The organism is Planktothrix agardhii, assembly GCF_904830935.1.
Lineage (GTDB): Bacteria > Cyanobacteriota > Cyanobacteriia > Cyanobacteriales > Microcoleaceae > Planktothrix > Planktothrix agardhii.
Genome location: NZ_LR882952.1, coordinates 2,173,686 through 2,198,417, shown reverse-complemented (window position 1 = coordinate 2,198,417; position 24,732 = coordinate 2,173,686). Strand labels below are relative to the sequence as shown.

At 38.3% G+C, this 24,732-nt stretch carries 24 protein-coding genes and 1 pseudogene; 8 read left to right on the top strand and 17 right to left on the bottom strand.

The genetic code is table 11. The annotated features are described in order from the left end of the window. The first annotated feature begins 290 nt into the window (after nucleotides 1-290). Both NMG88_RS10180 and NMG88_RS10175 read left to right on the top strand, forming a co-directional pair. Nucleotides 291-2,273, top strand: a complete 1,983-nt coding sequence (locus NMG88_RS10180; RefSeq protein ID WP_254035397.1) for a hypothetical protein — start codon at nucleotides 291-293, stop codon at nucleotides 2,271-2,273. A gap of 18 nt (nucleotides 2,274-2,291) precedes the next feature. Next, complete coding sequence (locus tag NMG88_RS10175) at nucleotides 2,292-3,080, top strand: coiled-coil domain-containing protein (protein WP_227397956.1); 789 nt, start codon at nucleotides 2,292-2,294, stop codon at nucleotides 3,078-3,080. A 181-nt stretch (nucleotides 3,081-3,261) separates the two neighbouring features. Here NMG88_RS10175 and NMG88_RS10170 read toward each other — a convergent pair whose 3' ends face one another. Both NMG88_RS10170 and NMG88_RS22685 read right to left on the bottom strand, forming a co-directional pair. Then, on the bottom strand, nucleotides 3,262-3,546 hold the full coding sequence (locus NMG88_RS10170) for a YiaA/YiaB family inner membrane protein (protein ID WP_042155498.1): 285 nt from the start codon (nucleotides 3,544-3,546) through the stop codon (nucleotides 3,262-3,264). 211 nt (nucleotides 3,547-3,757) lie between these two features. Next, a complete protein-coding gene (locus NMG88_RS22685; RefSeq protein ID WP_072005217.1) occupies nucleotides 3,758-3,979 on the bottom strand; it encodes an NACHT C-terminal alpha/beta 1 domain-containing protein in 222 nt (73 codons plus the stop codon). Nucleotides 3,980-3,993: 14 nt separating this feature from the next. Here NMG88_RS22685 and NMG88_RS10165 point away from each other — a divergent pair, with 14 nt between their 5' ends. Then, nucleotides 3,994-4,188 carry a hypothetical protein gene (locus tag NMG88_RS10165; protein ID WP_042157720.1) on the top strand — a complete coding sequence of 65 codons (195 nt, stop codon included), beginning with the start codon at nucleotides 3,994-3,996 and terminating at the stop codon, nucleotides 4,186-4,188. Between the two features lie 99 nt (nucleotides 4,189-4,287). Here the strand turns inward: NMG88_RS10165 and NMG88_RS10160 are convergent, their stop codons facing one another. Genes NMG88_RS10160 through NMG88_RS10150 form a run of 3 tightly spaced genes read right to left on the bottom strand, consistent with a single transcriptional unit; the run spans nucleotide 4,288 to nucleotide 5,488 of the window. Beyond that, nucleotides 4,288-4,704 (bottom strand): putative toxin-antitoxin system toxin component, PIN family, encoded by a 417-nt coding sequence (locus tag NMG88_RS10160; protein ID WP_235751792.1) that lies wholly within the window; start codon nucleotides 4,702-4,704, stop codon nucleotides 4,288-4,290. Next, on the bottom strand, nucleotides 4,682-4,918 hold the full coding sequence (gene vap15 / locus NMG88_RS10155) for a type II toxin-antitoxin system VapB15 family antitoxin (RefSeq protein ID WP_235751793.1): 237 nt from the start codon (nucleotides 4,916-4,918) through the stop codon (nucleotides 4,682-4,684). Before vap15 ends, NMG88_RS10160 begins: the two co-directional genes overlap by 23 nt. A gap of 60 nt (nucleotides 4,919-4,978) precedes the next feature. Beyond that, a complete protein-coding gene (locus tag NMG88_RS10150; protein ID WP_254035396.1) occupies nucleotides 4,979-5,488 on the bottom strand; it encodes an NACHT C-terminal alpha/beta 1 domain-containing protein in 510 nt (169 codons plus the stop codon). A 129-nt stretch (nucleotides 5,489-5,617) separates the two neighbouring features. Between NMG88_RS10150 and NMG88_RS10145 the strand changes: the two genes are divergently transcribed. Both NMG88_RS10145 and NMG88_RS10140 read left to right on the top strand, forming a co-directional pair. Further along, nucleotides 5,618-5,851 (top strand): helix-turn-helix domain-containing protein, encoded by a 234-nt coding sequence (locus NMG88_RS10145; protein ID WP_042155504.1) that lies wholly within the window; start codon nucleotides 5,618-5,620, stop codon nucleotides 5,849-5,851. Further along, nucleotides 5,844-6,737, top strand: coding sequence for a BglI family type II restriction endonuclease (locus NMG88_RS10140; protein WP_042155505.1), 894 nt, complete (start codon nucleotides 5,844-5,846; stop codon nucleotides 6,735-6,737). Before NMG88_RS10145 ends, NMG88_RS10140 begins: the two co-directional genes overlap by 8 nt. Here the strand turns inward: NMG88_RS10140 and NMG88_RS10135 are convergent. Beyond that, nucleotides 6,716-7,684, bottom strand: coding sequence for a DNA-methyltransferase (locus NMG88_RS10135; protein ID WP_042155507.1), 969 nt, complete (start codon nucleotides 7,682-7,684; stop codon nucleotides 6,716-6,718). The genes NMG88_RS10140 and NMG88_RS10135 overlap by 22 nt on opposite strands. Before the next feature lie 243 nt (nucleotides 7,685-7,927). Further along, nucleotides 7,928-9,208 (bottom strand): lipid-A-disaccharide synthase-related protein, encoded by a 1,281-nt coding sequence (locus NMG88_RS10130; RefSeq protein WP_254035395.1) that lies wholly within the window; start codon nucleotides 9,206-9,208, stop codon nucleotides 7,928-7,930. Between the two features lie 185 nt (nucleotides 9,209-9,393). Here NMG88_RS10130 and NMG88_RS10125 point away from each other — a divergent pair, with 185 nt between their 5' ends. Next, on the top strand, nucleotides 9,394-10,434 hold the full coding sequence (locus tag NMG88_RS10125) for a GGDEF domain-containing protein (protein ID WP_254035394.1): 1,041 nt from the start codon (nucleotides 9,394-9,396) through the stop codon (nucleotides 10,432-10,434). A 618-nt stretch (nucleotides 10,435-11,052) separates the two neighbouring features. Here the strand turns inward: NMG88_RS10125 and NMG88_RS10120 are convergent. The 7 genes from NMG88_RS10120 to NMG88_RS10090 form a co-directional block, all read right to left on the bottom strand. Continuing rightward, nucleotides 11,053-11,634 carry a molybdenum cofactor guanylyltransferase gene (locus tag NMG88_RS10120; protein WP_026794839.1) on the bottom strand — a complete coding sequence of 194 codons (582 nt, stop codon included), beginning with the start codon at nucleotides 11,632-11,634 and terminating at the stop codon, nucleotides 11,053-11,055. Continuing rightward, complete coding sequence (locus NMG88_RS10115; RefSeq protein ID WP_026794838.1) at nucleotides 11,631-12,743, bottom strand: anthranilate phosphoribosyltransferase family protein; 1,113 nt, start codon at nucleotides 12,741-12,743, stop codon at nucleotides 11,631-11,633. The genes NMG88_RS10120 and NMG88_RS10115 overlap by 4 nt, the downstream gene beginning before the upstream one ends. Nucleotides 12,744-12,796: 53 nt before the next feature. Next, nucleotides 12,797-13,789 carry a LysR family transcriptional regulator gene (locus NMG88_RS10110; RefSeq protein ID WP_042155515.1) on the bottom strand — a complete coding sequence of 331 codons (993 nt, stop codon included), beginning with the start codon at nucleotides 13,787-13,789 and terminating at the stop codon, nucleotides 12,797-12,799. Between the two features lie 182 nt (nucleotides 13,790-13,971). Beyond that, nucleotides 13,972-15,240 carry a HEAT repeat domain-containing protein gene (locus NMG88_RS10105; protein WP_227351004.1) on the bottom strand — a complete coding sequence of 423 codons (1,269 nt, stop codon included), beginning with the start codon at nucleotides 15,238-15,240 and terminating at the stop codon, nucleotides 13,972-13,974. A 268-nt stretch (nucleotides 15,241-15,508) separates the two neighbouring features. Continuing rightward, the gene (locus NMG88_RS10100) at nucleotides 15,509-15,670 is read right to left on the bottom strand and encodes a ribbon-helix-helix protein, CopG family (protein WP_141292963.1); all 162 of its coding nucleotides are present in this window, start codon (nucleotides 15,668-15,670) and stop codon (nucleotides 15,509-15,511) included. 381 nt (nucleotides 15,671-16,051) lie between these two features. Continuing rightward, nucleotides 16,052-17,290 (bottom strand): glycosyltransferase family 4 protein, encoded by a 1,239-nt coding sequence (locus NMG88_RS10095; RefSeq protein ID WP_042155520.1) that lies wholly within the window; start codon nucleotides 17,288-17,290, stop codon nucleotides 16,052-16,054. Nucleotides 17,291-17,562: 272 nt separating this feature from the next. Further along, nucleotides 17,563-19,206 carry a DUF3352 domain-containing protein gene (locus tag NMG88_RS10090; RefSeq protein WP_227351005.1) on the bottom strand — a complete coding sequence of 548 codons (1,644 nt, stop codon included), beginning with the start codon at nucleotides 19,204-19,206 and terminating at the stop codon, nucleotides 17,563-17,565. A gap of 133 nt (nucleotides 19,207-19,339) precedes the next feature. On the opposite strand from NMG88_RS10090, the gene thyD reads away from it, so the two are divergent. Beyond that, on the top strand, nucleotides 19,340-20,266 hold the full coding sequence (gene thyD / locus NMG88_RS10085; protein WP_227351511.1) for a thylakoid membrane protein ThyD: 927 nt from the start codon (nucleotides 19,340-19,342) through the stop codon (nucleotides 20,264-20,266). A gap of 256 nt (nucleotides 20,267-20,522) precedes the next feature. Here the strand turns inward: thyD and hypE are convergent, their stop codons facing one another. Further along, nucleotides 20,523-21,569, bottom strand: a complete 1,047-nt coding sequence (hypE, locus tag NMG88_RS10080; protein ID WP_254035393.1) for a hydrogenase expression/formation protein HypE — start codon at nucleotides 21,567-21,569, stop codon at nucleotides 20,523-20,525. A gap of 63 nt (nucleotides 21,570-21,632) precedes the next feature. On the opposite strand from hypE, the gene NMG88_RS10075 reads away from it, so the two are divergent. Then, nucleotides 21,633-23,438, top strand: coding sequence for a DnaJ domain-containing protein (locus tag NMG88_RS10075; RefSeq protein ID WP_254035392.1), 1,806 nt, complete (start codon nucleotides 21,633-21,635; stop codon nucleotides 23,436-23,438). A 303-nt stretch (nucleotides 23,439-23,741) separates the two neighbouring features. Here NMG88_RS10075 and NMG88_RS10070 read toward each other — a convergent pair. Both NMG88_RS10070 and clpS read right to left on the bottom strand, forming a co-directional pair. Beyond that, a pseudogene (locus NMG88_RS10070) lies at nucleotides 23,742-23,945 on the bottom strand (ISKra4 family transposase); the annotation flags it as partial. 414 nt (nucleotides 23,946-24,359) lie between these two features. Then, nucleotides 24,360-24,653 carry an ATP-dependent Clp protease adapter ClpS gene (clpS, locus tag NMG88_RS10065; protein ID WP_026788621.1) on the bottom strand — a complete coding sequence of 98 codons (294 nt, stop codon included), beginning with the start codon at nucleotides 24,651-24,653 and terminating at the stop codon, nucleotides 24,360-24,362. Nucleotides 24,654-24,732: the final 79 nt, after the last annotated feature.

Genomic DNA, 24,732 nt, shown 5'->3' with positions numbered 1-24,732 from the left:
GCATCACTTATAATAACTATAATCCCATAGCTTTCTAATCAGAACTATGACTCAATTTACTTTAAACTTAGAAACTATTGATTTATCAAAAAATTGTAGGGGCGGGTTCTTCGAGAGCTTTGTCACTTCACCCCAATATTACTAAACCCGACCCACTCCTTCTCGTTAGCTTAATTTGTAATCAAAGGGTATAATCAGGGAACAAGGGAAAAAAAATTCCGTAAATTTACTGATGACACTTGAGAAATATTAATTTATAATATTCTATTGAGGGTATCATTAAGCAGTTTATGTCTGAAGAAGTTTATCACATTTTTATTCCTGACCAGATTGCAAGTCATGGAGGCAACCAAAAAGTCATTCTGCGATCTGGTAAATCCTATGATGTCACAATCCCCGATCAATTGCAAGAAGGATCTAAACTAAGATTAAAAAAATCTGGTTTAGATAAAAATGATGTTCTGTTGATTCTTCATACTTTATATGATAAAAATAATAGTTATCAACAGATAATTAATGATTTAATTAGGAATTGCGACATTAAATATGATAGCAAAGTCAGATGTATACAATCCTATGAAAATATTCGAGAAAATCAATTAAATGATGATCTAGCAGCTATTGATTTATTAGATTTTATAGTTGACAGCAATAAAAAAAATTTAGATTATGAATTCGTTCAACGATATCAATTAGCCAGCGAAAATTATCGTCTACTTTGGATTGAGGAATGTTTAGAAAAATCTTTAGAAGTTTCCCGTCTTTCTGAACACAAAAAACAAGCCTTAAGGGGAATTTATCAATGTGTGAGGGCAGGTGAAGCCATTGGGAAGCTAGATTATCTTAATGATCTTGATTCCATAATTACTAATTCTAATATTCCCGTAACTGTTAAACAGAGATATTTGAATGCCAGCGTAACATCAAAAGCTATTACAACAGAATTATTTATTATTAATTTAATCGAAGATAAAGTTATATCAAAAGTACAAAAAGAAAAATATTTATTTGTTTATATTCAAGTTCGAGATAATCAAAAAATTACCGATTTGCAGCAATTACTGAAACTGGATGAATTAGTTCTTAATTCAAATATTCCTGAAGAATGTAAAGTTATTTATAAGTTAGCCTCAGAGCGAGTATTTGAGCAAAAGAATGAGGAAAACTCAAATAATATTATAGACAGGGTTGCTAAAGTTACTAAATCTGTCAAAAAAGCTGCTCAAATTGTGCCGAATGCTCATGCAGTTTTGGGGCATTTAGGAGTAGAAGCAGGAACAAAAGTTGCCATTGCAGGTTTATCAGGTGGAGCCGCGACTAATGCAACACTAGCGGTTTTAGGAGGAGGTTCTGTTGCCGCCGGGGGTTTAGGAATGTTAGGAGGATTAGTAGTAGTAACGGGGGGAGCCGCATTAATTGGAGCCGCAACTTTAGTTTCCATTGTGTCCGTCTCTCAAATGGATACAGAAGATAAAGTTAATTTAGGAATAGCGGCTGTTGCAGGAACATTAACCAGTGCTGCGACTATTGCAACCGCTTGGGCTGCGGTGGGAGCTTTTGGTGTAGCGGGTACAGGAACAGCCATTGGCACATTATCAGGGGCGGCGGCTTATAGTGCGATTATGTCAGCCTTGGGCGGAGTTAGTTTCATGACAGGAGGGGCGGCTTTAATTGCTGCGGGTGCAGGTTTTGGCATTTACAACTTACTGAAAAATAAAAAAAATAATCCCAAACAGTTAGAAGCAAGACTTTATACTTTATTAGAACATCAAACCCATCATTTAATGACTGTATTTAACTATTATCTATCAGAAAAAACAAACGAATATTTTTTAGCTCCTAATATTCCTTTAGATAAACTTGCTAATGCACTTTATAAGTATGTAAATCTTGAACAAGGAGAAAGAGTATTAGCTTTAGTCGATCAAAGTTTATTCGGTTCAGGAAAAGTTGGTTTAGTATTTACTGAAAATCAATTGATTTGGCAAGAAATATGGCAAGAACCAAAATCATTGAGATATTCTAATTTTCCAGACGTGGGTTGTAGTTTGCCAAATTTCTCTAATGAAAAATTAGATTCTACTTTATACAATTTATTACGAGAATTGAAAGAAATTTATCAGTTCAATAAAATAGAAAATTTGCCGGAGAATAAAATAGAAAATTTAGATGATGCTGATAAATTGATTCAACAAATTGAGATGCTTAATCAAATCTGTGAATCTTGTATTTCTCTTGAACCCCATATTAAAAATCTTAATCGTATTTTATAATCACAAGGAGATTAAACGATGAATTCAGTTGAAGAACTAGCTAGACTTCAAAAACGCTTTCAAGAAGCAGCAAAAGTTATTGATGATTTATCTCGAATCAAGCAAGAATTAGAGCAATTATCAAAAAGTTATAAAGATAAATTATCTAACAACTCTTTTGAATTATCTCAAACTAAACAAGAAATTGACTCTCTATCAATTAACCATAAAGAATATAAAAAATATTGGCATGAAACTTTTAATGCTATACACAATAAAACTGAAAATATTTTGACTCAAATTAGCCAGATTGAAAATAAAATTCAGTCTGAAATTGATGAAAGCAAAACTGATTTAGACAAACTACAAAAAAGATTAGACGAAACAGAATCTTTTTTAAGTGAATTTAAAAATAATGTTCAGTTCAACAGAAATTTAACCATAGCTTCTTGTTTAATTGGGTGTATTGCTATAGGTTTAAGCCTCTATACTATATTATTTTTACCGAGAAATTCTGCTATTACCGCTTCATCGTCTCCACAAGAGTCTAGTCCTAATTTAGTTTCTCCCTCAACTGAAAACCCATCAATTAAAGTTGATTTTTTCCGAGAAGCTGTTAATAAAGCGACCCGAGCATCAACTTTAGCGCAATCGGCAAAGTCTAAAGATGACTGGAATTTAGTTGTCAATGAATGGCAAAGTGCTATTGATATGATGAGATCAATTTCTCCGTCAAGCTCTAATTATGAAATAGCTCAAAAAAAGGTTATAGAATATCAAAAAAATCTGAATTATGCAACACAACAAGCGGAACAAATGAGTCAATAAAATTAATTTTTAATTATTTAAAGTATAGCGGTCGTAGTGCGAGCGTCCTCGCTCACTGGATAACTCTAAGTGACTTGATAACTTGAGGTGCTAATAGGTGCGTGGGGGAAGCTATACACGCACCCTACAGGCGAGAAAAATTGATCTCAATTGTATTTTGATTTGTGATTAATAGCCTAAATCACTTCATCGGATTATATTCAGCTAATAATTTTTCTAACTTAGCTTGATCAACTTTAGATAATAATTTGTCCGCTTCATAATTATCTCGAACAGTTTTAGCTAAAGTAAAAGAAGACCCCACCGAAAAGGTTAAACCCATCCCCATAAATCCTTTCACCCAAATATCAACAGGAAGGTAAGCAATACCGACGGCGGTTGTGGATACAGCTAGAATAAAAGATAGCCAAACTTGAAGAATCCAAGCTGATGTATCTTTTTGTGCCAACATTTGTTTATTGCTCATAATAGTTACTACCTTGGGGCGTTATTGTTAATAATATTGTAGTTTTGAGCCATAAAATCCCTCAGCCACCATGGACAGTTTTAGAAACTGTCTAAGTAAGTGAGCGAGAAAATCAACAAGTATGTAATGAAAAGTCAACTTTGTTGCTCTGAGTGAAATTTCATCCGTTTTTTGGATTGTCGCCAGAACAGAAACCCGGTTTCTTGGCTTCTCAAGTCTCCTCTAACCAAGTTTGAATCGCTGATAACAGATTGGGTTGATGGGGGGGGAAGCCTTTTAACGGTGCTTCTAAGGATTTGTCCGTTAGCCACGCAAGGGTGCAGGGTGTGCATTCTATGGATTTGGGACAGTGGTATTTTTTGACGAGTTGCAGGTAGATGTCGGCGGCGGGTTTCGTGGAATCCTTGGGGTAGTGGTAAGATGGAAAAATCAATTCAAGGTTGTTTTATGTCAAATCCTGAATTATTGGCAAAACTTCAGCAGTTATCCCCTGCTGAGAAGGTTGAAATGATCCAGTTTTTAACGGCTGAATTGACGAAAGAAGAAGGTTTAAAATCCTTAGATAATGACGTGGTTTATCGTCTTTGGTCGCCTTATGATTATGGTGACGCTGCTCAGAAATTAATGAGCTTATTAGAATAAGAAGAAGCGAAAGAAAATGCGAAATGCTAAACAATATAGTTTGAATTAGGTGCGGGTCTTGGGGTTTCGCTTCTTTGTAGAAAATGACGAATATATTTGTCATATTTTTTGTAAAAAATCTTTGTAAGTTAAAATTTCTGTCCTCTCAAAATTCACCAAACTTAATAAATCTCTATCTCCTGTAATTAAAAAATCAGCTTGACTATCTTTAGCTAAAGCTAATAAATAATTATCTTTAGCATCTCTACAAATAGAAATTTCTGAGGTTATTTCTATAGATAAACCAATAATATTCAACAATTCCAGCAATTCTTGGACTTTCGTGACTGGAAAATATTTTTGGAGTTTTGGTCTTTGAGTTACTAGATTAATTTCCTCTAGGAGTTGGTTGCACAAGACAATTTGGAGCGTTTTATTGACGATTAATTGTTTGAGATTGGCTAATTCTTTACCAATCAAGAAGCTAATCCAAAGATTCGTGTCTATAATTACTTTAAGAGGCTGGTTTTCTGGCATAAATTTCGCTTCTAACTGCTTCAACTTCTTCGGTAATAGTTTCTAAAGAGAGTTCATCGGTTTTGAATGACTCTAAAAGGTCTGTTAATTGGCTGTTTAATACTTCTTTTTCAAGTTCTTGGCTTAACAGCAATTTTTCTGGATATGGCAGTTGTTTGACCAAGGCTAAAACTTGTTCAAAGTTCAGGGAAAGTTGATAGCTGGCTGGAGTCATTGTTCGTTACGCTTAGGGTTTTCCGATATTTTAGCTCAAATTTGTGGATTGAGGATGGTTTCATGTCTCTAAAATAGTCCTTTGCAGCCAAGTCATAATAGTTTGAATCAGGTGCGGATCTTGGGGTGAGAAAGTGGGAATGGTGGGATGGGGTGAGTGGGTGATAACGCAGATTGTAGCCTCGAAGCGAGTGAGAGAATCGAGAAAAGTTTGGCTAAAACCTTGAGGTTTCGCCTCTTCGTAGAAAATGAGGATGGGGTGTTTTTCCCAGTCTAGGAGTTGCCAGTAGATTTTGAGTTCGGTGAGGGTGCGGGGTGTGCTTTCTGTCGATTTGGGACAGTGGTGTTTTTTGACGAGTTGCAGGTAGATATCGGCGGCGGGGTTATCGCGGTTATCGAATTTGCTACCGTCGATGCAGAGGAGTTGGAGGGTTTGGTGGAGGTTGGTTTCGGTGAGTTGGGCTTGCAGGATTTGGGGGAGTTGGGCGAGGTTGAGGGTTTGGATGAGGGGGGAGGTTTCGGTTAAACCGTGCCATGCGCGGTAGAAATCGGGGTAGGATCTGAAACCCATTCATAGAAAGGTTTTTATTCAAAAATTCTAAACATTCTTTTTGCTACATATAGTCTGTAGATATAAAAGTAGCATCTGGGTAGACTTTCTGTAAGGAAACACCTAACTATAGAGTTCCACCTAAATTGGATGGTCAAGCAATTTTCGGGGCTTAATGGAGTTGTTGGATCAAATCTCAGAAGGCTAAGGAAAAAACTTGGAATATCCCAAGAAGATTTAGCCGAGAAATGTGGTCTACACAGAACTTACGTTGGTGCTATCGAAAGAAGTGAGCGGAATATTACGTTACAGACCCTAGAAAAGCTTGCAGAAAGTTTAGGTGTTTCCCCACAGGATTTACTAAAAGATTGCTCTGATGTTTAATAAATTTAGAAATTCACAATACTCTATTTACAACCAAGCGAGAAACTACTTTATCCAAAACTACGATCAACTTATTGGAATTGAGAAGTTTATAGCTCTCAAAATTTACGAAATCGTCAATAATAATATCCAACAGATAGCCAATGATTTTAATGAAGCAAGCAATCTTTATCCATTTTGGCAAAATTATCCACCTGAAGAAAGAGGGAGATATCCTATAGGCGATCAGTATCCTTGGATAGAAGTTGGTGAACACAGTATTGGAGACAAATTGCCGAGGCTTTTAGAACCTTATTTTAGTATTCGAGATGTTGGTTTACCTACAGGTGCTGATGTGAGGTTAGTTCTTACGCACCCAGAAATCAATAACCTTACGAATAGTTTTACAGACACTTGTTGGTTATTTCTCGATATCAAATCGGTTGGCCCTAGAGATGACCAAAGCCATGCTGTAATGTCACCAAATCAAATTTCTGGGAGTGGTATATGGGATTCTGTTGATGGGGGTGTTTCTAATACAGTTATCGTTGCAAAAGGTAGAAATAAAAGCCATCTTTTCCATGCCAGTATTCCTCCAATTTATATTCTAAGCGATGGAACTGTGATTCCAGTTATAATAGTTATCCTCAAGCCTGTATATAAAATGTTATCGCTTGAAGAACAGTCAGAAGATGGTGGACAACCACTTGGGAGAATCAGCTTTGCAACAGTTCCAAATGGACTACTCTTACACGAACAACCGAACTATTTAGCTCAATACCCTAATTTGTTCTTCCCCGGAAAAGATGACAAGAACACAAATCCTCAAAAAATGCGTTGTCGAGTTAGTTTTGAAGTTTTAAAATCTATCGCCAATTGGAGATTTCAAGAAATTGTTTTAAAATAATCAAGATTTAGCTCTAGCTGAACAGGTGTTAAGTTTTTCAACCTATCTTCAGCCAACTTTACATAGCAAAATTCTTTTTCTATGCCTATGTATTGCCGATTCATTTTCATGGCAGCAACAGCAGTCGTACCACTACCCATAAATGGATCTATTACTAAGTCACCCTCTGCACTAAACAAGCGAATTATGCGCGTAGCCAACTCCTCTGGAAATTTTGCTTCATGATCGTCATTTGATCTAACGCTATTGATATACCAAACACCCCTTGCTCCCCATTCTTTCCATTCTTGGGTTGAAAGTTTGCTTCTATCAATCACATACTCTCCTGGTTTCCAAAAGATATACAAGTCTTCATATTCACTAACTGCTTTCAATGTATTGCTTGTCCACTGACTATTTGCCCATGCTGGATCTTTTACCCAAACTCGCTTGTCATACAAATAAATCCCTACATCCTGAGCATACTGTTCAAGATAATGTCCCACTAGCTTAACTCTAGTCTGAATCTGATGTTTGCCACCCCGAATATTATTTCCGTTCAATCTTCTGTCAATTGTTTGCTCACTGCAACCCAGCAATTTGGCTAGTTTATAGCGATTATAGTCAGGATATTTCTCACGAGCTTCTAATACCATCTCTTTGGTTACTTTACATTTTTGATTGGAAATGTTGAGAGCTTGTATTTTAGGCATTTCACCATCTTTAAAGCATAAAATATCTGCAATATTGATAACTATAAATCCCCCTGGCTTCAAAACTAAAGCATGATTATTAATAACTTTTCTCAACATTAGTTGCCAAGATTCAAAAGTTTCCTCTTTTTCATATTTCTTTCCAACAAAGTATGGAGGCGACCATAAACTAAGAGCCACGCTATCTGGCTCAATTTCAAGCATTTTATGTTCTGACCTACCATAATAAATTGCATTAGAGTCCAGATATTTCATTAGAGTTTTTATATAAAGTTACACTTCAAATGCTATATAAAGTCATCATTTTTGTCAAGCTCAAGGAAAGAAATGCAATCACAACCGCAAGGGATTCTGAATCAACTCCTTGAGACGGTAATTTTCCGACTGTGCTAACGCCACCTCTAAACTCTCCCCCGTCGTGGCACAGGGCTGACTCATAAATCCTAATTATGAATAATAAATTTACCAGCAAATATGGATTAAGCCCTTCAGGGCTTACTACGGTAGATATTGGGCAATGCGACGACTCGCACCTGGTTGTCCGAGGCGACGTTTTCCGTTTTCTGCTATTAACTTTAATTGTTCGGAATTAAGCAGCAGCGATCGCAATATTTCAGGAATTTCTGTCGGATTTTCTACTATAATTAATGACTGCCCTAATAGACGCTGTTGATTATTAGCAAAGGTGGGGGTAAATTGTGGCCCCTCGCCCGGAATTGCGATCGCAGGTTTCCCTAAACCGACAAATTGTTCTGTTGCAGTTCCGGCCATGGCGATCGCAATATTCCCTAAAGCTAAACAATCATTAAATGCCTGATTTGTCAAGATTAATATAGCATTTTTTTGAGAAAAAATTAATTCTCCATGACCCCAAGAAAAGTTAATATTAGGTAATCTTAAATCTGGGGTTTCTTGCCATCCTAAATCCGTGAGAGATTGACAAAAGGGTTGCAGGTCTAAACTAGAGGCGATCGCACCTAAAAACACCAATTCTTGATAGCTAGGGATCGGATTTTCTGTTGATCGGATCGAGCTTTGAATAATTGCATCTACTCCTTGTAAGATTATATCCCAATTTCGATTAACTTCTGGAGAACGAGAACCGGGTAATAATGTTATAAATATCGATCGCTGCTGTAATTGATCAATATTATAATTATCAATATTAGGTTCTAAATTATCCATCATGGGATTTCCTAAATCAATCGCCGAAATTCCATATTTTTCTAGGGTTTTAGTTGTTATCGTATCCCTAGGAAATACCCCTAAACACCGAGAATTATTCATTAACCAACGTTCCCAAGGGAAATAAATCGAATCAGAATATTTATACCATTTCCACATTCCGATTAAGGGTAATTTTTCTTGTTCATCACGGAGATAATAGTCGGATTTTGCTGTTCCGATAAAAGCATAATTTCCCCCACTTAACCAGGCTAAAAATAAAGGCACAATATCCCCGACGGCGAGAATTATTCCCCCTTGTTTTACCCACTGGCGAATAGTTTGATATTGCTGAATAATTAAGGGAAATAACCCCGCTTGTAGATCTCGCCAGAGTTGGTGTTTATCCATATAAATAAAACCCCCAGAAGGTAGGGATTTTACTGATCCCATAATGGGAACGTTGTCTAGTTGAGTGTAAGATTGTCCTAATCCCACTAAGGGTAAGGCGGCGAGTTCCGGGGGATGGGGCTGTTTTTGGAGTTCTCGTAAAATCCTAACGGCGATCGCATCTTCCCCATGACCATTACTCACCGATAGAATTTTGACAGTCATGGTCTAACTTCCTCAATAGGTTGTAATATTTTATCAGTTATCAGTTATCAGTTATCAGTTATCAGTTAAATAAATAAACCCAAGATTTTTACTGATAAAAAAACTGTGATTTATTCTTAACTGATCATGCGGATACTTGATGAATCAATTCTGTTTTTTAACCTGATTTAATCTGATTAAATTATATGATTTTACCTGCCCAAAAATTTCCCCCATTGGATTGTTTGATTATTGATTATGATGACCAGGATGTACAAATTCTATTGGAAATTTTAGGTCAGCAAGGGTATCAAATCCGAAGGGCTTTAAATGCAAATGTGGCTTTAGAATATTTACAAATCAAGATTCCTGATATAATTTTTTGGAATTTTTCAGAACTTGAAGATCAAAGATTAAATCTTAACTATTTTTCTCAATATTGTGAAAATAATCAACAAAGTGTTACTATTTTTTTGTTGATTTCATATTCTAATCATAGCTATTCTATTCCCTTAGACTATGGCAGCTATTATGACTATATCAGAAAACCTTTTAATTCTCAAGAAATTATGCTTAGAATTAAAAATATCCAGCATTACCGTCAAAATCAGAAGGTTTTAAGCGAGTCTTTGCTTCAGTTAGAACAAGAAATATCAGCGCGTAAAGCCGCCGAAAGTAAACTTGAGGAAATTAGCCAGAAGTTACAAACAACAACGGATAAATTAAAGTATTTGAGTCGGCTTGACCCCTTAACTCAATTAGCAAATCGTCCTTATTTCGATGAATATTTATTAAGAGAATGGCAACGTTTAGCCAGGGAAAGAATATATTTATCCTTAATTATTACAGATGTGGATAGGTTTCAAGGTTATAATGAAGTTTATGGATATGATCAAGGAGATATCTGTTTACAAAATATTGCTCAAACTATGGGCACCTGTATTAAACGTCCGGCCGATTTAGTTGGGCGTTATAGTGGGGAAAAATTTGCAATTTTGCTTCCCCATACAGATAGGACTGGGGCGATCGAAGTTGCTAAGTTAATTAGAGCTAAAATTAAACAATTGGAAATTTCTCACCCTAAATCGGAGATCAGTCCCTACCTAACTCTGAGTTTGGGGGTAGCAACAGCTATTCCCGCACCGGAATTACCCCCACATCCTTTGATTACCGTTGCCGAAGAAGCTCTACAGGAGGCTAAACAGCAAGGTGGCGATCGCATTGGGGTGGGAGTCCATTGGCGTTAGAAATAGCGTCAATAGGGATCAAGATTTTTTAGTATCGATCTGTTCTGTGTCTCCATCCTCATTTTTCCCGGTGTAACTCAGTGTTGTCCAATGATCGACGGTGGTTTGATTTACCTCGGATTTGGACGGGACTGCGTGGGCAGAAGCCACGGAAAACACGGTAAAACTTGTAGACGCAACAAGTCCTAATAAAACAATAATATTTTTCATGAGATGACCCCTGATGGCTATGAAAATCGATGCTTTGATTGAACAAAATAGGGATATAAAAAGGTAGTAAAAACCCGATCACACCCTGGAGAATTGCACGAGGGATATGGGAAGCGGCTGCGGTCGATGCACATAAGAATTGACCGCTTCTGGATCTGACACTCTGAGTAATGTGTTTTATCTTCGCTCCATTTTGAGGATTTGGGGAGCGGGGAGTCACCCATCAGGGGGGGTATATGTACTATTTTTTGTATATCTAGCAGTCCTAAATAGGTTGTAATATTTTATTGTGGGGGTTTGGTATCCAAACCTGTATGCCATTGGTTCCTCCTGTCCATTTTTAAGTATTTGTTGGTTATAGCAGGTAAATTGGTTGATACAAAATTTAATTAATAGTTTTATTGTTTTTTACGGTTTTAAGTCGTCCGGTCTATTGCAATTTAATAACATTTGTGATTCTGCTTCCGATAGCTCAATCGGTTCCACAGGAATTTGGCTTAACCAGCGTTGAAAAGATCGACCGCCGGGAGCCATAAACCCTTGTAAATGGTCATAGGCGGAACGGCGATAAAACCCACATAGGGGTTCCCAACGGGACTTGGTTTGAGGAATAACGGCTAAAATTGTATCGGGGAGAACGGTTAAACGGGTTTGCCAATGTTGAATCATAGCGGGTTCTAATCGCGGCAAATCACAGGCTAATAACCAAATCCAATCAAAGGGAATTTCTGATAATCCTTGGGATAGGGCGATTAATGGCCCTTGGTTCGGTTCCTTCTCTAATATAACTTCGTAATCCTCGGTTAATAGAGTTTGATACCGTTTCGGCCAAGGTGTAGCAATATATACTTTTTGGCTACAGATAGCCGCCACTTCATAAACTCGCTGAAGCAGGGGTTTTCCTTCATAGAGAACAAAAGCCTTATCCTCACCCATGCGAGAACTTTGACCTCCAGCTAGAATTAAAGCAGCAATAGATAGATCATTCATTTCAAATCCCCGTTGAAAAAGTAATTTTGAATCTCCTGCAATTTAGCCTGAACTTTCCCTTCTGTTATTAAGGATTCAACACTTGATAATCCCGATTCTAAATCTTGACAGACCCCAGAACGCCAGAGATAAAAACCCCCATTCCACAGTGTGGCTTTCATAAATTCACTACTTTGACCCTTTAAAACCGTTTGAATTTGTTCAATTAAAATCGGAGTTGAGGACAGAGTAACTTCCCTACCGTCAAATCCATAATCCCGGGGATGTAATAATAACCGTTCAAAGAAAACATCATCTAAGATAGGATTTTTTGTTAATATTTTTGTAGGATCTTTAACTATTTGGGTTTGTTGACCCGGTTGATGTAGCCCAATAATACAAGTGCGATCGCGGGGTAAATCGCAACTTCCTTCTAACCCTTTAACCGTAATAAAATCCGTTACTCCACGCCAATGAAAAGCTTCTCTAAACATGGTTTCTGTGGGCGGATGTACATACCCACAAACCACTGTTGCTTGTCCTAAATAGGGTTTCCAGATCAATTCCATCGTCGCTAAAGGGGGACGTTTACCAATTTCTCGACGATAGCTAACTAACTTTTCTGCTGCTAAGAAATGTTGGGGAAGATAAACAAATCCCAAACCCAATTCTGCAAAAACCTTTTGTACTTGTGCTAGGGATAATTTAGACCAGTCTAAACCCAACCCCTGCCAAACTTCAATTAAAGGAATTCCCTCCTTGGTGGGCATTCGCTGACCCCCATGTAAAATCACCTGCACCCCGGCGGTAACTAAAATTAAAGCGGTTAAGGGGGCCATTGGAGCTGTGCGAGACCGACCATCATAAGGACAACCCAATACAAACGGCGCGGAAGTCACCGACTGAAGTTGAGGGCCAATTTCTTCATAAGCATCTAACATTCCGGCTAATTCTTCCCCTGTCGGGCGTCGGATGCGATGGGCGATCAAAAATGCACCAATTTGAGCCGGAGTTGCTTCCTCTAATAGCATTAATCTCATGGCTTCGGCCGCTTGAGAACGGGTTAATGCTTCACTGGTATGAGTACCACTGCCCACTTGACGAAGTAAATCCCTAAATCGATCACTCATGTTGATAAAGTTTTAAATTGTAAGATTATCCACTATAGCAATCTACGCTAAGGTTATTTTAACAGAGGCATTTGAGGATTTAAAGCATGAATTGAGCCATTACTTTGATTAGGAATACAGTCATGAACTAATTGCCAAAAATAGGCGATCGGAGGAATTTGCATTCGATCGGGTGTGGTCACAATTACCACTTCACGAGTCCAATTTGTATTTACATCCTCAGCCATTAACTCAGAAGAAGCCGAAGATTTGGAAGGGGAAGCTAATTCTCTAACCGCCAAAGTCGGATCGGTTTTGGCTTCTACTAGGGCAGAATATGGTAATAATGCAATCAGTTCCCCCTGACGAATGACTCCACGAAACCCATCTAATGTATTTAACTCTAAAACGGCATTTAATTTGGCTCCGGCCTTAGTAAAGTTTTCTTGAACTAAACGCTGCATTCCATAACCATCTTTAAAAACAACTTGCGGATAACGAATTAATTCATCCCAAGGAATTTGAGAATATTGGGCTAAGGGATGATTGCTTGCCATTAATACTTGAATAGATTCTTGATACAGAACATCAACTAAAAGTTCTCCACTGACGGTAAAAGAACGATTATTCATAATAATAGCAATATCTACTAATCCATCTTTAAGCACTTTTAAAGCCCGATCACTTCCTAAAGAAGTTACCCTTAATTGAACCTCTGGATAAGCATAACAAAACTTCTGTAAAACCGGAGGTAAATAGGAGGAACAAACCGAATGAATTACCGCCACACAAAGTTCCGGCTGTTTTCCCATCAACAGAGATGCTAGTTCTTCTTTAGCACTATCCCAGGCTTGGCAAATTTTGCGAGCATAGGGCCAAAAGCGTTCACCCCCAATTGTTAATTTAACTTGAGTCGTGCGGTGAAACAAGGGTAAACCGAGTTCTTCTTCTAGTCCTTGTATCTGTCTACTAATTGTTGATTGAGTTAGACCCGATTTCCGTGCTGCTTGTTGAAAACTTCCAGTCTCAGCAACGGACAGAAAAGATTGCAGTTGCTCTAAACGCATAAATACAATTATCAATCATCAGTTATCAGTAATCGGTGTAGAGACGTGCCCGAGCGCAGCGATGCCGTAGGCTATTGGCGCATCTGTACCAGTCATCCGTTATCAGTAAACAGTAAATAGTAAACAGTAAATAGTTATTGGTAAACATTTATCGGTAATCAGTAGAGACATATAGCAGGTGTCTACTGATTACTGATTTCCGATAAAGCGATTAGAATTGCTTGTTTAATATCAGAACTAATATCTTTTTGATGGGATAAATTTTGTAAATATTGATAGGTTTGTTCGGGCTCAATTTGTTTTAAGGCTGAAATACAATGGAATCGTACTGAGGGATTCGGATCAATCAAAAGCTTAATTAAGGGATTAATTGCCTCGATTAATCCTAGTTTTCCCAATTCTAATGCAATCAATTGTTTTGTTTTAGGATCGGAAATTGCCGGATGATTACTATTAATAAAATTGACCAGAATTTGATGGGCTTGTTTTCTCAATTCCAAGGTTTCAAATCTTCCTATACACGGAATAATTTCTCTAACTAGGGTAATTTTTTCTATTGTTTCTGGATTTGAATTTAGATTGAATTGAGGATCAAAAGTCAAGAGAATTTCCTGTAAATAATCTAAACTTTTAGCAGTTTCGATCCATCCCAAGGAACGCACCCCATCTATTTTTAAGGAAATGGGGACACTTTGAGATTGTACTTGTTCAAAGAGAGCAGTAGCAGCTTCATCGGTTTTTAAACGGGCTAAGGCGAGTTGAGTTTGTTGACAAACTTCCGGTCGAATATCCCATAATAAGGGTTTAAGTTTTTCGACTAAATTGATATTTTCTAATAAATTTAATCTTACTCCTAATCCAATTACCGCTTGTTTTCTGACATCAGCAACGGGATCATTTAAAGCCTCTAATAAAATCGGAATTACCCTCGGATCATGAAAACTACCTAATGCTTCAATGGCGATCGCTCTAATTTTAGAATTTGGATCATTAACAACAGTTAACAAGGGGGGAATGGTTTCAGAATGGCGAATTTGAGCTAGGGCTTGGGTTGCTAATAATTTAGAATCGGGTTTTTCTAATAATTGAATTAAAGGTGCGATCGCTGAATTTCCTAGATTTGATAAAGTAATAATCGTTATTTCTTGTAGGGATATTTCTGCTTCTGTTGGTTCAGATTTAGAATTTTTGAGCAGATTAATTAAAGGTTCAATAATGATTTCCGATTTAAAATTACCCAAAGTTCTAGCTACAAACCAACGCATTTCTATATCAGCCGTTTCATCTTTTAAAATATTAAGCAATGGCTCTAAGACAGGGGTTCCTAAACTGGGTAAAATCTTGCTCACTTCCCATCGTTGTTGAAAATCTCCCTGTTCTAACTCAGTTAAAATATTATTGAGTAATGCTTCCAGTTCCTGTTGTGAAAAATCAATCTCTGAATTTTCCATAATTTTTTTCAAAAGATTTGGATATCCCATTTACCCAATAATTTGAGTTTACCCCCCGTGCACGGGGAGCCTAGGGGGGATGTTTTTATCGGTTAAGGTAATTTGTCTTTTAGTTGGGTGTAGTTTCCAGCTTGATTGTTTGTATTCAACAGAATAGTAATCTTTCTGGAATCCGGTGGATTTCCTCTGTTGATTTCTCAACCTCCTGATATACTAACATGAAGATTCTCTACGATCTTACAACAACCTCGCACAAAGCCCACGCACTTCAGTCGTGGGATGTAGTGCGACCCCCTTTAGGGGGTGTGAGGGTTTTAATGTAATCCCTAAGAACTTCAGCCATTGATAATCCTTCTGATTCAGCATGACTTTTGAGACGTTCATATTCTTTCTCGTTAACATTAAACTGAATTTTCTTTTCCCTTGACATACTCTATTTAAGACTCTATTATCAGAGTATAGCAAGGATGTTCCTCGCTTATCTGGTCAGATGTTCTGACCTCCTTAAAAACAAGTTGTCAATGGCGAGAAAAAGGCAACCACTGTGATTATCCCTGTTGACTACAGAAAGCTCCGAAAAATCTTGGCAGAGCCAAAGACTGTAATAGTCGTGTGCCGTCAATTGGGACGAGGTACTTGGCATTCCTCAGAGTCTCGTACTCTCCTCTAATATTGCTGTGAAGCAATTCTGGAAACAGTGGGGGGCAACTCCATGAATACCGAGCAATCGGGGCTAGACAGGAGAAATCCCACGCGGTTCACCCGTGGGAGTGTCAATACATACTCCCGCAAACAGTAAACATAAAATAGGCTATTCGGGGGTTAATGCTTGTGTAAATAACTGTTCATACTGGTCTAACGCCTGTTCAATACCATAATATTCCTCAGCATATTTTCGTCCAGATTTACCCAAGGCTTCTAATTGTGCTGGATTTTTGTGAAGATCAGTAATCGCCTGGGCTAAACTCTCCGCATCTTCAGGAAGTACCACAATTCCCCCGCCACTTTTAAGAATCACCTCTTTTGCGGTTCCCGTATCAGGAACAGAGCCAATAATAGCACAACCACTGGCTAATAAAACCGGAATTTTTGAGGGTAGATTAAAAACCGTTACTCGTCTTTTTTGCACCACTAATCCCACATCCGCAGCCGCCAACATATCGGGCAATTTTTCCCTTGGTTCAAGGGGAATTAATAAAACATTTTCCGTTTTATATTCTTGACAGATCTTTTCTAACTGTTGTAAAGCCTCCTGTTCCCCAGCAATGACAAAAGAGATTTCAGGAATAGACCCTAATAACTTTGCTGCTTTAATCACCGTTTCTAAACCTTGAGTTAAAGCAATATTTCCAGAATAAAGAACGACAAACTTATCTTCAAGTTGATACTTAATCCTAAAGGAATTATTCGTTTTTGATAAAGGTTTAATAAAATTAGTATCTACCCAATTCGGAATATAAGCAATTTTATTGTTGGGGATGCCGACTTCCACTAATTTATCAACAAAACCATCCGCAATTACACTAATCTGATTTACTTTTTCATAAGTAAACTTTTCCACAAATTTAGCAGTTTTAATCACAATACCATCGGGATTAACCAACTTCACCCGCAAGGCAGCTTCCGAAACAATATCCTGAATATTCAAGATCACCGGACAACGGCGCACCCAGGCATAAATACCCACCGGAACACTCACCAATAAAGGAGGAACCGTAGCAAAAATAATATCAGGTCGCCAACCGTTAAACGCCTGAACTATGCTTGTCACCATAAAACTACTATCCAGCAGCAGACGATCTAATAATCCGGGTTTCGGGCCACGCACCCAAATATAGCTGCGCTGAATTATCACCCCATTTCGTTCTTCCGTCAGATATAACTTATTCCGGTATCCCTGATAAATCCGGCGTTCTGGGTAATTGGGCATTCCCGTAACTACCCGAACTTCATGGCCGCGCCTGACCAGACCCTCTGCGAGTTCTGTCATCAGAGGAGCAATACCAATCGGTTCAGGATAATAGTTATAGGAGTAAATCAGTATCCGCATACGCTTTAAATCAGTTATCAGTTATCAGTTATCAGTGATCAATTATCGCTAATTTAGGCGAATTACACTGATTTCGCCAAGTAGTTTTGTTGCTTTCTCAACCGTGTAATCTTTGTATAGCAGTCGCCAGACCTATTAGGACAAAGAGTGATGCAGCAAAGCTAGACGGTGAAGTCTTTTCCTCCGGTGTTCCCTCCCCCCCTAGCCCCCCGTGCACGGGGGGTTTGGGGGACTGTTCCGGTGTTCCCTGCTATAATCCTTTAAATCCGTGATTAAGTTTTGGGTTTGAGTACCAATAGCATTTCTACCTCAACCTGCGAAGGATCGGGAAAGCTGGCACTAATTCCCACACCTCGAATTGAATTTAGTATAGTCATTCTATTGGGTTGAAGGGCGATCGCCGGAGATGCTAATAGATATCCCATCGCCCAAGAAGTAATTTTTTCAATATCCAAATAGACATAACTATGGTGAGAACTGGGTAGAGATTTGCTAATTTCTTGAAATCGTTGGCTGTGATTCAGGGGATTGGTGGGATTCTGAGTCATGGCTTCCACCACTGGCCCCCCAAAGGCAACAAAAATCACATTAGGACTTAACCAGCCATGTCCGAATAGTGTTCCCTGTTTTGGGTCATTCCATTCTGTCACCTCAATTCCAGATAAACTCCGTTGTTCAATATTAATCGGAGGATTGCCCCCGGCAACCAGAGTATTGAGTTTATTTAACATTATTTCTGCGGCGGGGCGATCGCTAGTTTCAATTAACAAAACTCCCCCCAATCCCAAGGACGCTAATACTCCTTTTTCAGAAGCGATCGCAGCCAAGGCAAACTCCCCATCCATCCAGCCAAACACCTCCCTATCCGCATCTAAATTAATTGCTTGCAGTCCCAAACGAATTTGACTAATTATCTTATTCAAATCCCGGTTATTTTCCCCCAAAGTTAAAAACTGTAACCAAATTTGATGCAGATCATGACTATTTACCAGAGCCAGGGTGTCACTGGGGAAACGATCGATCATTTTCCCAAATTCCGGTGGTTGTTGGGATACCTTGCCATTGGGACGTAACTGAGCCATCGCTTTTAAGCGCATCCCATCCCCTTCTACCCCAACTCCAATTACCATAGATTGAATGGGTTTCAGGGAAGATATAGATTGACCGGATAAACTCAAAACTTCTGGCCAAGTGCTACTTAAATCCTGCGTTAACCGATCATAATCGGTAATAAACACCGTCACTAAAGGATTAGCAAGATTTGCACTTTGAAAAAACAGGTCAGATTTTCCCGATAAACTGACCAAGGAAGGAGAACCCATGAAGGTATCGATCGCCCGTTTCACGGTTTCAGGATTAGCCGCAATTACCACCTGATTATTGATCACCGCCACGTTATATTGTTTTCCCGTTTTTTCGGTATAACTCGATAGAGTCACCCCTCGATATTGACTCTGTTGAGATTTAACCTCCGATGAAGCCTTTAATTTTTGGGCAAATTGCCAAGATTTCCATTTATTTTTAATTCCCACAACCATTAATAACTGGGCATCTGTTGCGGATTTAATTCCATCAGTAGGAAGTAAAGCCACCATCACCCCACCGATCCAAGGTTGAATATCCTGATTAAAATTAATCGTCGCCCCAGCTAAACTCTGTTGTTGAAAAATTTTTATTCCCCGACTGACTAATGCTTGAGCTTCCGGTGTGCCAAAATTTTGTAATTCTGATAAAACTTGAGGTGTTGCCGACACATAAGTTGCCATAATTGCTTCATCAGGCACAAGTTTGCCACTTTCTAGGGGACTATAGGCTTTGTACCTCTGAGTTGTTAAGTAAAAGGCGGCGGCGACACTCCCACATACAGTTAGGGCTGCCACGGCCAAAAGCAGCTTAGATTTTTTTCGGATCAGCATGATGATTTTTAAGCGGGGTGATCACCCAGGGTTTCAGACAATTCCCTCTATGTTAGCTTGTTACCCTATCGGGGGAATGGCTAAAGATTTGTTAAACTCTAAAGACAAAGGTGCGAGTATTCAGCCATTAATAATGAAAGTAGCAGTTACAGGAGCAACAGGTTTTGTCGGCAGTCGTTTAGTCGAACGACTCCAACAGCAAGGACATTCGGTATTAGTTCTCACCCGGCATCCAGAGCGGGCAAAACGGGTATTTTCCAGTTATGTCTATTCCCAGTTAGAAATTATTGGTTACACTCCCACCATATCCGGTACTTGGCAACAGGTGATTTCGGGATGTGATGGGGTGGTGAATTTAGCCGGGGCGGGAATTGCCGATGAAAGATGGACACCGCAACGCAAACAGGAAATTTTAGAAAGTCGGGCTACGGCTACCCAAAAATTAGTCGAAGCGATCGCACAAGCTAATTCTAAACCTAGTGTCCTGGTTAGTGCTTCGGCGATTGGCTATTACGGAACCAGCGAAACCGCCCTATTTGATGAACATAGTCCCTCTGGACAGGATTTTTTAGCCAATGTCTGTCTAGCTTGGGAAACCTCAGCCCAACAGGTTAAGGAAACCGGAACTCGTTTAGTAATTTTAAGATTGGGGATTGTTTTAGCCATGGGGGGAGCTTTGGGAAAAATGCTAACTCCCTTTAGAATGTTTGCCGGGGGGCCATTAGGTTCGGGAGAACAGTGGTTTTCTTGGATTCATCGAGAGGATTTAGTTAATTTAATCCTATTAAGTTTAACCAATTCTCAAATCGAAGGGGTACTAAATGCCACGGCTCCCAACCCCGTTAGAATGGGGCAATTGTGTCATGCTTTAGGGGAAGTTCTCAATCGTCCGTCTTGGCTTCCGGTTCCTGATTTTGCCCTGGAAATATTATTAGGAGATGCCGCCCAAGTCATTCTCGAAGGTCAACAAGTCCTACCTAAACGTACCCTATCCTACAATTTTAATTATCAATATCCGACGGTTAAACCTGCCCTAGAAGATATTTTATCTTCTTCATAAATTGGGTATTTTTTAAACACGGATTTAAGAGAATTTCACGAATTTTAATCTGTGTTAATCTGCGTAGTCCTCTTAAATCCGTAATAGGTAAGTACCTAAACAAAATTAATTACACATCCTCTACCCTCTACCCTGTTCCCTCCCCCCCCTAGCCCCCCGTGCACGGGGGGTTTGGGGGGGCTGTTCCCTCTCTCAACTAGGTAATTTATTTTGTGCAACTACTTAATGGGTTCGGATGACATGATGAATTAACTCCCTAACAAATTCGAGGTAACTGTTCTCCACTCAACATATCAATAATCCGTTTTGCTCCTATTCTACTTTGCATAGTAACCAAAGGATTTGAAGTTTGTTTCACAAAACCAATTAAACTAGATTCGGGTATTTTTGCCTGTAAAATTGATAAGGTTTTTTCAATATCCTTCTCGGGAACAAACACCGCAAACCGTCCTTCATTAGCAACATAAACGGGATCAAATCCCAATATTTCACACGCACCTCTAACTTCTTCTAATACCTTAATAGCCGTTTCTTGAATTTCAATTTCAACTTTAGCAGCAGTAGCAATTTCATTTAACGTACTCGCTAAACCGCCCCGGGTTAAATCGCGTAAACAGTGAATTTCTATTCCCGCCTCTAATAACTCTAAAACCACATCCGCCACAGGCGCGGAATCACTTTCTATAGTCGTTTCAAATTCTAATCCTTCTCGCACCGCCATAATAGCAATCCCATGTCGCCCCAAATCCCCATTAATAATAACAGCATCCCCAGCTTTAACAGATAGGGAATTAATAGTTAAATTATGTTTAATAATTCCGATACCCGATGTATTAATAAAAATCCCATCTCCCTTACCCTTATCAACAACCTTAGTATCTCCCGTGACAATTTTAACCTGAGCTTTTTCGGCAGCTATTTTCATGGATATAATAATTTCCCATAAGGTTTGAATTGGTAAACCTTCTTCTAAAATAAAACCTACACTTAAATATAAAGGACGAGCTCCCGCCATTGCCAAATCATTAACGGTTCCATAAATTGCCATTGAACCAATATCTCCCCCTGGAAAAAATAGGGGATTCACCACATAGGAATCCGTTGTAAACGCTATTTTATTTCCGTTTAATTGTAGAGTAGCAGCATCATGTTCTACTTGATTAGAACTTCCAAAAGTGGGTAAAAACATCTGGTCAATTAATTGACGCATGAGTTTACCTCCACCGCCATGAGCGAGTAAAATATAAGGATATTGTTGCAGAGGAATGGGACAAGTTAAACTAAAATCTGGATTAGAGGTCATAGAGAGGTTATTGATAGAATTACTATCAATTCTATAATGAAATTTACGGGACTTCAAAAAATCATGAAAAGTTATTATAATTTCTCGCAAAACTTAACCACTGGTACAACATTTATTACCGTCGGTGGAGCGACTGGGGCAGGAATTTATAGCACAATTGGCGGCGTTGGACTGGTGGGAAGTTTTGGGGGAATTGGGTTAGGAATAATGCCATTAATGGGTGTGGGGGCGGTGGCGGGGGCTGCAACTTATGGGGCATTTAGAGCACTTAATCAAGGGGATGCTATTGCTTGGGGTGCAGTAGGATTAGGGGCAATTTCCGGGGTAGGAATTTCTTCAGTTGTGGGAGGAATGGGGTTAGGTTTTGCGGGAACAGGCGTCGGAACTGGTATGGGAACATTAGGGGTTTTTGGCGGAATTGTTGGCTTAGGATTATATGGAATTGCCCAATTAATTGATGCTGGCGGAAGCCCAGAAACAGCATTTCAAGCCTTTGACCGGATGGAAAAACGGATTTTAGATCAGGAATTTTATACCGCCGCGTTATTAGAAGTATTGGAACTTATTCCTGAATTTCAAGAAGAAAAATTAAACCAAAAATTCAATGATTTAGAATTAGACGAGGAATTAAAAAATCTTAAACAAAATATTCAAGATCCCCAGAAATCATCTGCTCAAAAAAATACAGAAAAACCTAATATTGAAAATCACAATCTTGTTATTCGTCCCCATTCACCAGATTTATTATGGACAGAAACACAACGTTTAGCCGGACATCAAGATTCAATTCATGCGGTGGCTTTTAGTCCTGATGGTCAAACTTTGATCAGTGCTAGTGATGATCGCAATATTCACATTTGGGACGTTAATACAATTAAGAAAAAATATACTTGGTTTATGCCCTATGAGATGTATTCCGTTGCCATTAGTCCTAATTCAGAAATCGTTGCCACGGGGAGTGTTAATGGTCGAATTACCCTCTGGAATTTTCAGACTCGACAACTAAATCGAACTTTATTAGATCTGAATTTTCCTGAAAAAAATATGGGAATTATTACGTCCCTTGTATTTAGTCCCGATGATCAAATTTTAATCAGTGGAAGTAGCGATAAAACCGTTAGACTTTGGTATTTTAAAACCGGACAATCTAAACGAATTTTGAACGGACATACTGATGGAGTTTGGTCTGTAGCGATCTGTTCTCAGAGTCAATTTCTAGCCAGTGGTAGTGCTGATAAAACCATTAGAATTTGGGATCTTAAAACCTATCAAAATCCTATGGTTTTAACCGGACATTCTAACTGGGTGACTTCGGTTTTATTCAGTCCTGATAATCAAATTTTAATCAGTGCAAGTGCTGACAATACAATTAAAGTCTGGGATTGGAAAAATCAGCAATTAATTCGGACATTAACCGGACATTCCGCCGCTATTTTTTCAATAGCTTTGAGTCCAAATAGCCAAATTTTGGCGAGTGGAAGTGTGGATAAAACGGTTAAATTATGGAATTGGAAAACCGGAGAATTATTGCAAACGCTCTCCGGTTGTTCTCCCGTTGCCTTTAGTCCCGATGGTCAACGATTAGTTAGTGGAAGTCAAAAGGGTATTTTACAACTCTGGTATCAACAATTGGGTATACCAGAATTAATCGAATTTGAACGTTATCAAAATTGGTGGCAAGTATTAGGAGTACATCCCCAGGCAACACTTAATCAAGTTAAACAAGCCTATTATCAATTAGCAAAAAAATATCATCCTGATCATAACATTAAATCAGAAGCGATCGCTATTATGCAAAAAATTAATCACGCCTATGAGACTTTTTTAAATCAATGGAGTCAAAGGGTGCGATCGCAATCTGTAAAATGATCAACTTAACAAATATAAAGATTAGTAACTAAATGAAAAAAACAAGAATAATTATAATTTTTTAATAAAGTTAGTTGTGTACTATTACAACATAATTTAGATATTTCGCAATTTTATTTCGAGTGACTGATTATTCATGTTGCTTTTCAATCGCTCTTGATAAAGATACATAATATCGTTAATAGCTACTTCTTTGACTTCAATTGAATTAACTAATTTAATCTGTCTAGTTGTTCCTCTGGTAATAATCCAAACTGGGAGCATCTCAATTATGCAATAAGTAAAAATACTTAAAACATCTCTTTAAGCTGTCAGCATACCGTTTAAATACGCACACCTCAACTTCAGTATTTGAGGGACATTCTCTCTTGACCATTGGGCTCCCGATATTTTTACTCGCAATCCAATTTGTTTGACTAGAGATTCCACTGCTCCTGAACCTATTGTTTCCCCTTCTAATTGTTTTTTGCCATAATTAATTATTCGTTTTTCATGTTTTTTCACGTATTGACTAAGGAATGGAAAACCAATAAGGTGACTAATTGAGCAATAGTTTACCGTAGATTAAGGTTTACGGGGCTTAATTGTGTAAGTTATTTATTTTTTATTCCTGAGTTATTAAGTATTATATCAATATATATAACACCTAATCAAGTTAAACCAGCCTATTATTAATTAGCAAAACAATATCATCCTGATCATAACATTAAATCAGAAGCGATCGCAGTTATGCAAAGAATTAATCACGCCTATGAGACTTTTTTAAATCAATGGAGTCAAAGGGTGCGATCGCAATCTGTAAAACCCTAATGAGTTAGCATTTTCCCAAAATGTGATTGATCGTCATTACTAGGAATTAGACCTGGTATTGACATAGATTAGGTCTTTTATACTATCAAATCCCGTTAATTTTAATCAATATTAAGCCTTTTCTAAAGGCGCCATTGTTAACCCTTCTCGACTTAATTGTTGATGATATAATTCCGCTTGTTCTTGGGGGCCAACCCATACCGTAGCTTGACCTTCATAATGGACTTGATTTGTTAATTCCCAGGCGCTATCGGCGGTCATCCCAGGAATATATTTCATCAAACAATTAGAAACGTGTTCAAAGGTATTAAAATCATCGTTCAAGACAATGACTTTATAATTAGGATAGGTTTGATTAACAGTTTGACGAGAGCGAGTTGGTGCAATAGTGGGTGAACTTGCCATCCCTCTAATAGATGCTAAAATTCCTGTGTTCATATCAATAACCCCAATTTCAAACACAATACAAATTAAACAATAATTT

Excerpts from the sequence above, each read along its gene's own strand:
- NMG88_RS10180 (WP_254035397.1), top strand. The coding sequence starts at position 291 with ATGTCTGAAGAAGTTTATCACATTTTTATTCCTGACCAGATTGCAAGT.
- NMG88_RS10095 (WP_042155520.1), bottom strand. The coding sequence starts at position 17,290 with ATGCGGATACTGATTTACTCCTATAACTATTATCCTGAACCGATTGGT.
- thyD (WP_227351511.1), top strand. The coding sequence starts at position 19,340 with ATGAAAGTAGCAGTTACAGGAGCAACAGGTTTTGTCGGCAGTCGTTTA.
- NMG88_RS10075 (WP_254035392.1), top strand. The coding sequence starts at position 21,633 with ATGAAAAGTTATTATAATTTCTCGCAAAACTTAACCACTGGTACAACA.
- NMG88_RS10115 (WP_026794838.1), bottom strand. The coding sequence starts at position 12,743 with ATGAGTGATCGATTTAGGGATTTACTTCGTCAAGTGGGCAGTGGTACT.
- NMG88_RS10175 (WP_227397956.1), top strand. The coding sequence starts at position 2,292 with ATGAATTCAGTTGAAGAACTAGCTAGACTTCAAAAACGCTTTCAAGAA.
- NMG88_RS10160 (WP_235751792.1), bottom strand. The coding sequence starts at position 4,704 with ATGCCAGAAAACCAGCCTCTTAAAGTAATTATAGACACGAATCTTTGG.
- NMG88_RS10130 (WP_254035395.1), bottom strand. The coding sequence starts at position 9,208 with ATGACTGTCAAAATTCTATCGGTGAGTAATGGTCATGGGGAAGATGCG.
- hypE (WP_254035393.1), bottom strand. The coding sequence starts at position 21,569 with ATGACCTCTAATCCAGATTTTAGTTTAACTTGTCCCATTCCTCTGCAA.
- NMG88_RS10145 (WP_042155504.1), top strand. The coding sequence starts at position 5,618 with ATGGTCAAGCAATTTTCGGGGCTTAATGGAGTTGTTGGATCAAATCTC.
- NMG88_RS10165 (WP_042157720.1), top strand. The coding sequence starts at position 3,994 with ATGTCAAATCCTGAATTATTGGCAAAACTTCAGCAGTTATCCCCTGCT.
- NMG88_RS10140 (WP_042155505.1), top strand. The coding sequence starts at position 5,844 with ATGTTTAATAAATTTAGAAATTCACAATACTCTATTTACAACCAAGCG.
- NMG88_RS10090 (WP_227351005.1), bottom strand. The coding sequence starts at position 19,206 with ATGCTGATCCGAAAAAAATCTAAGCTGCTTTTGGCCGTGGCAGCCCTA.
- NMG88_RS10125 (WP_254035394.1), top strand. The coding sequence starts at position 9,394 with ATGATTTTACCTGCCCAAAAATTTCCCCCATTGGATTGTTTGATTATT.
- NMG88_RS10100 (WP_141292963.1), bottom strand. The coding sequence starts at position 15,670 with ATGTCAAGGGAAAAGAAAATTCAGTTTAATGTTAACGAGAAAGAATAT.
- NMG88_RS10150 (WP_254035396.1), bottom strand. The coding sequence starts at position 5,488 with ATGGGTTTCAGATCCTACCCCGATTTCTACCGCGCATGGCACGGTTTA.
- vap15 (WP_235751793.1), bottom strand. The coding sequence starts at position 4,918 with ATGACTCCAGCCAGCTATCAACTTTCCCTGAACTTTGAACAAGTTTTA.
- NMG88_RS10135 (WP_042155507.1), bottom strand. The coding sequence starts at position 7,684 with ATGAAATATCTGGACTCTAATGCAATTTATTATGGTAGGTCAGAACAT.
- NMG88_RS10120 (WP_026794839.1), bottom strand. The coding sequence starts at position 11,634 with ATGAATGATCTATCTATTGCTGCTTTAATTCTAGCTGGAGGTCAAAGT.
- NMG88_RS10170 (WP_042155498.1), bottom strand. The coding sequence starts at position 3,546 with ATGAGCAATAAACAAATGTTGGCACAAAAAGATACATCAGCTTGGATT.
- NMG88_RS10110 (WP_042155515.1), bottom strand. The coding sequence starts at position 13,789 with ATGCGTTTAGAGCAACTGCAATCTTTTCTGTCCGTTGCTGAGACTGGA.
- NMG88_RS10105 (WP_227351004.1), bottom strand. The coding sequence starts at position 15,240 with ATGGAAAATTCAGAGATTGATTTTTCACAACAGGAACTGGAAGCATTA.
- clpS (WP_026788621.1), bottom strand. The coding sequence starts at position 24,653 with ATGGCAAGTTCACCCACTATTGCACCAACTCGCTCTCGTCAAACTGTT.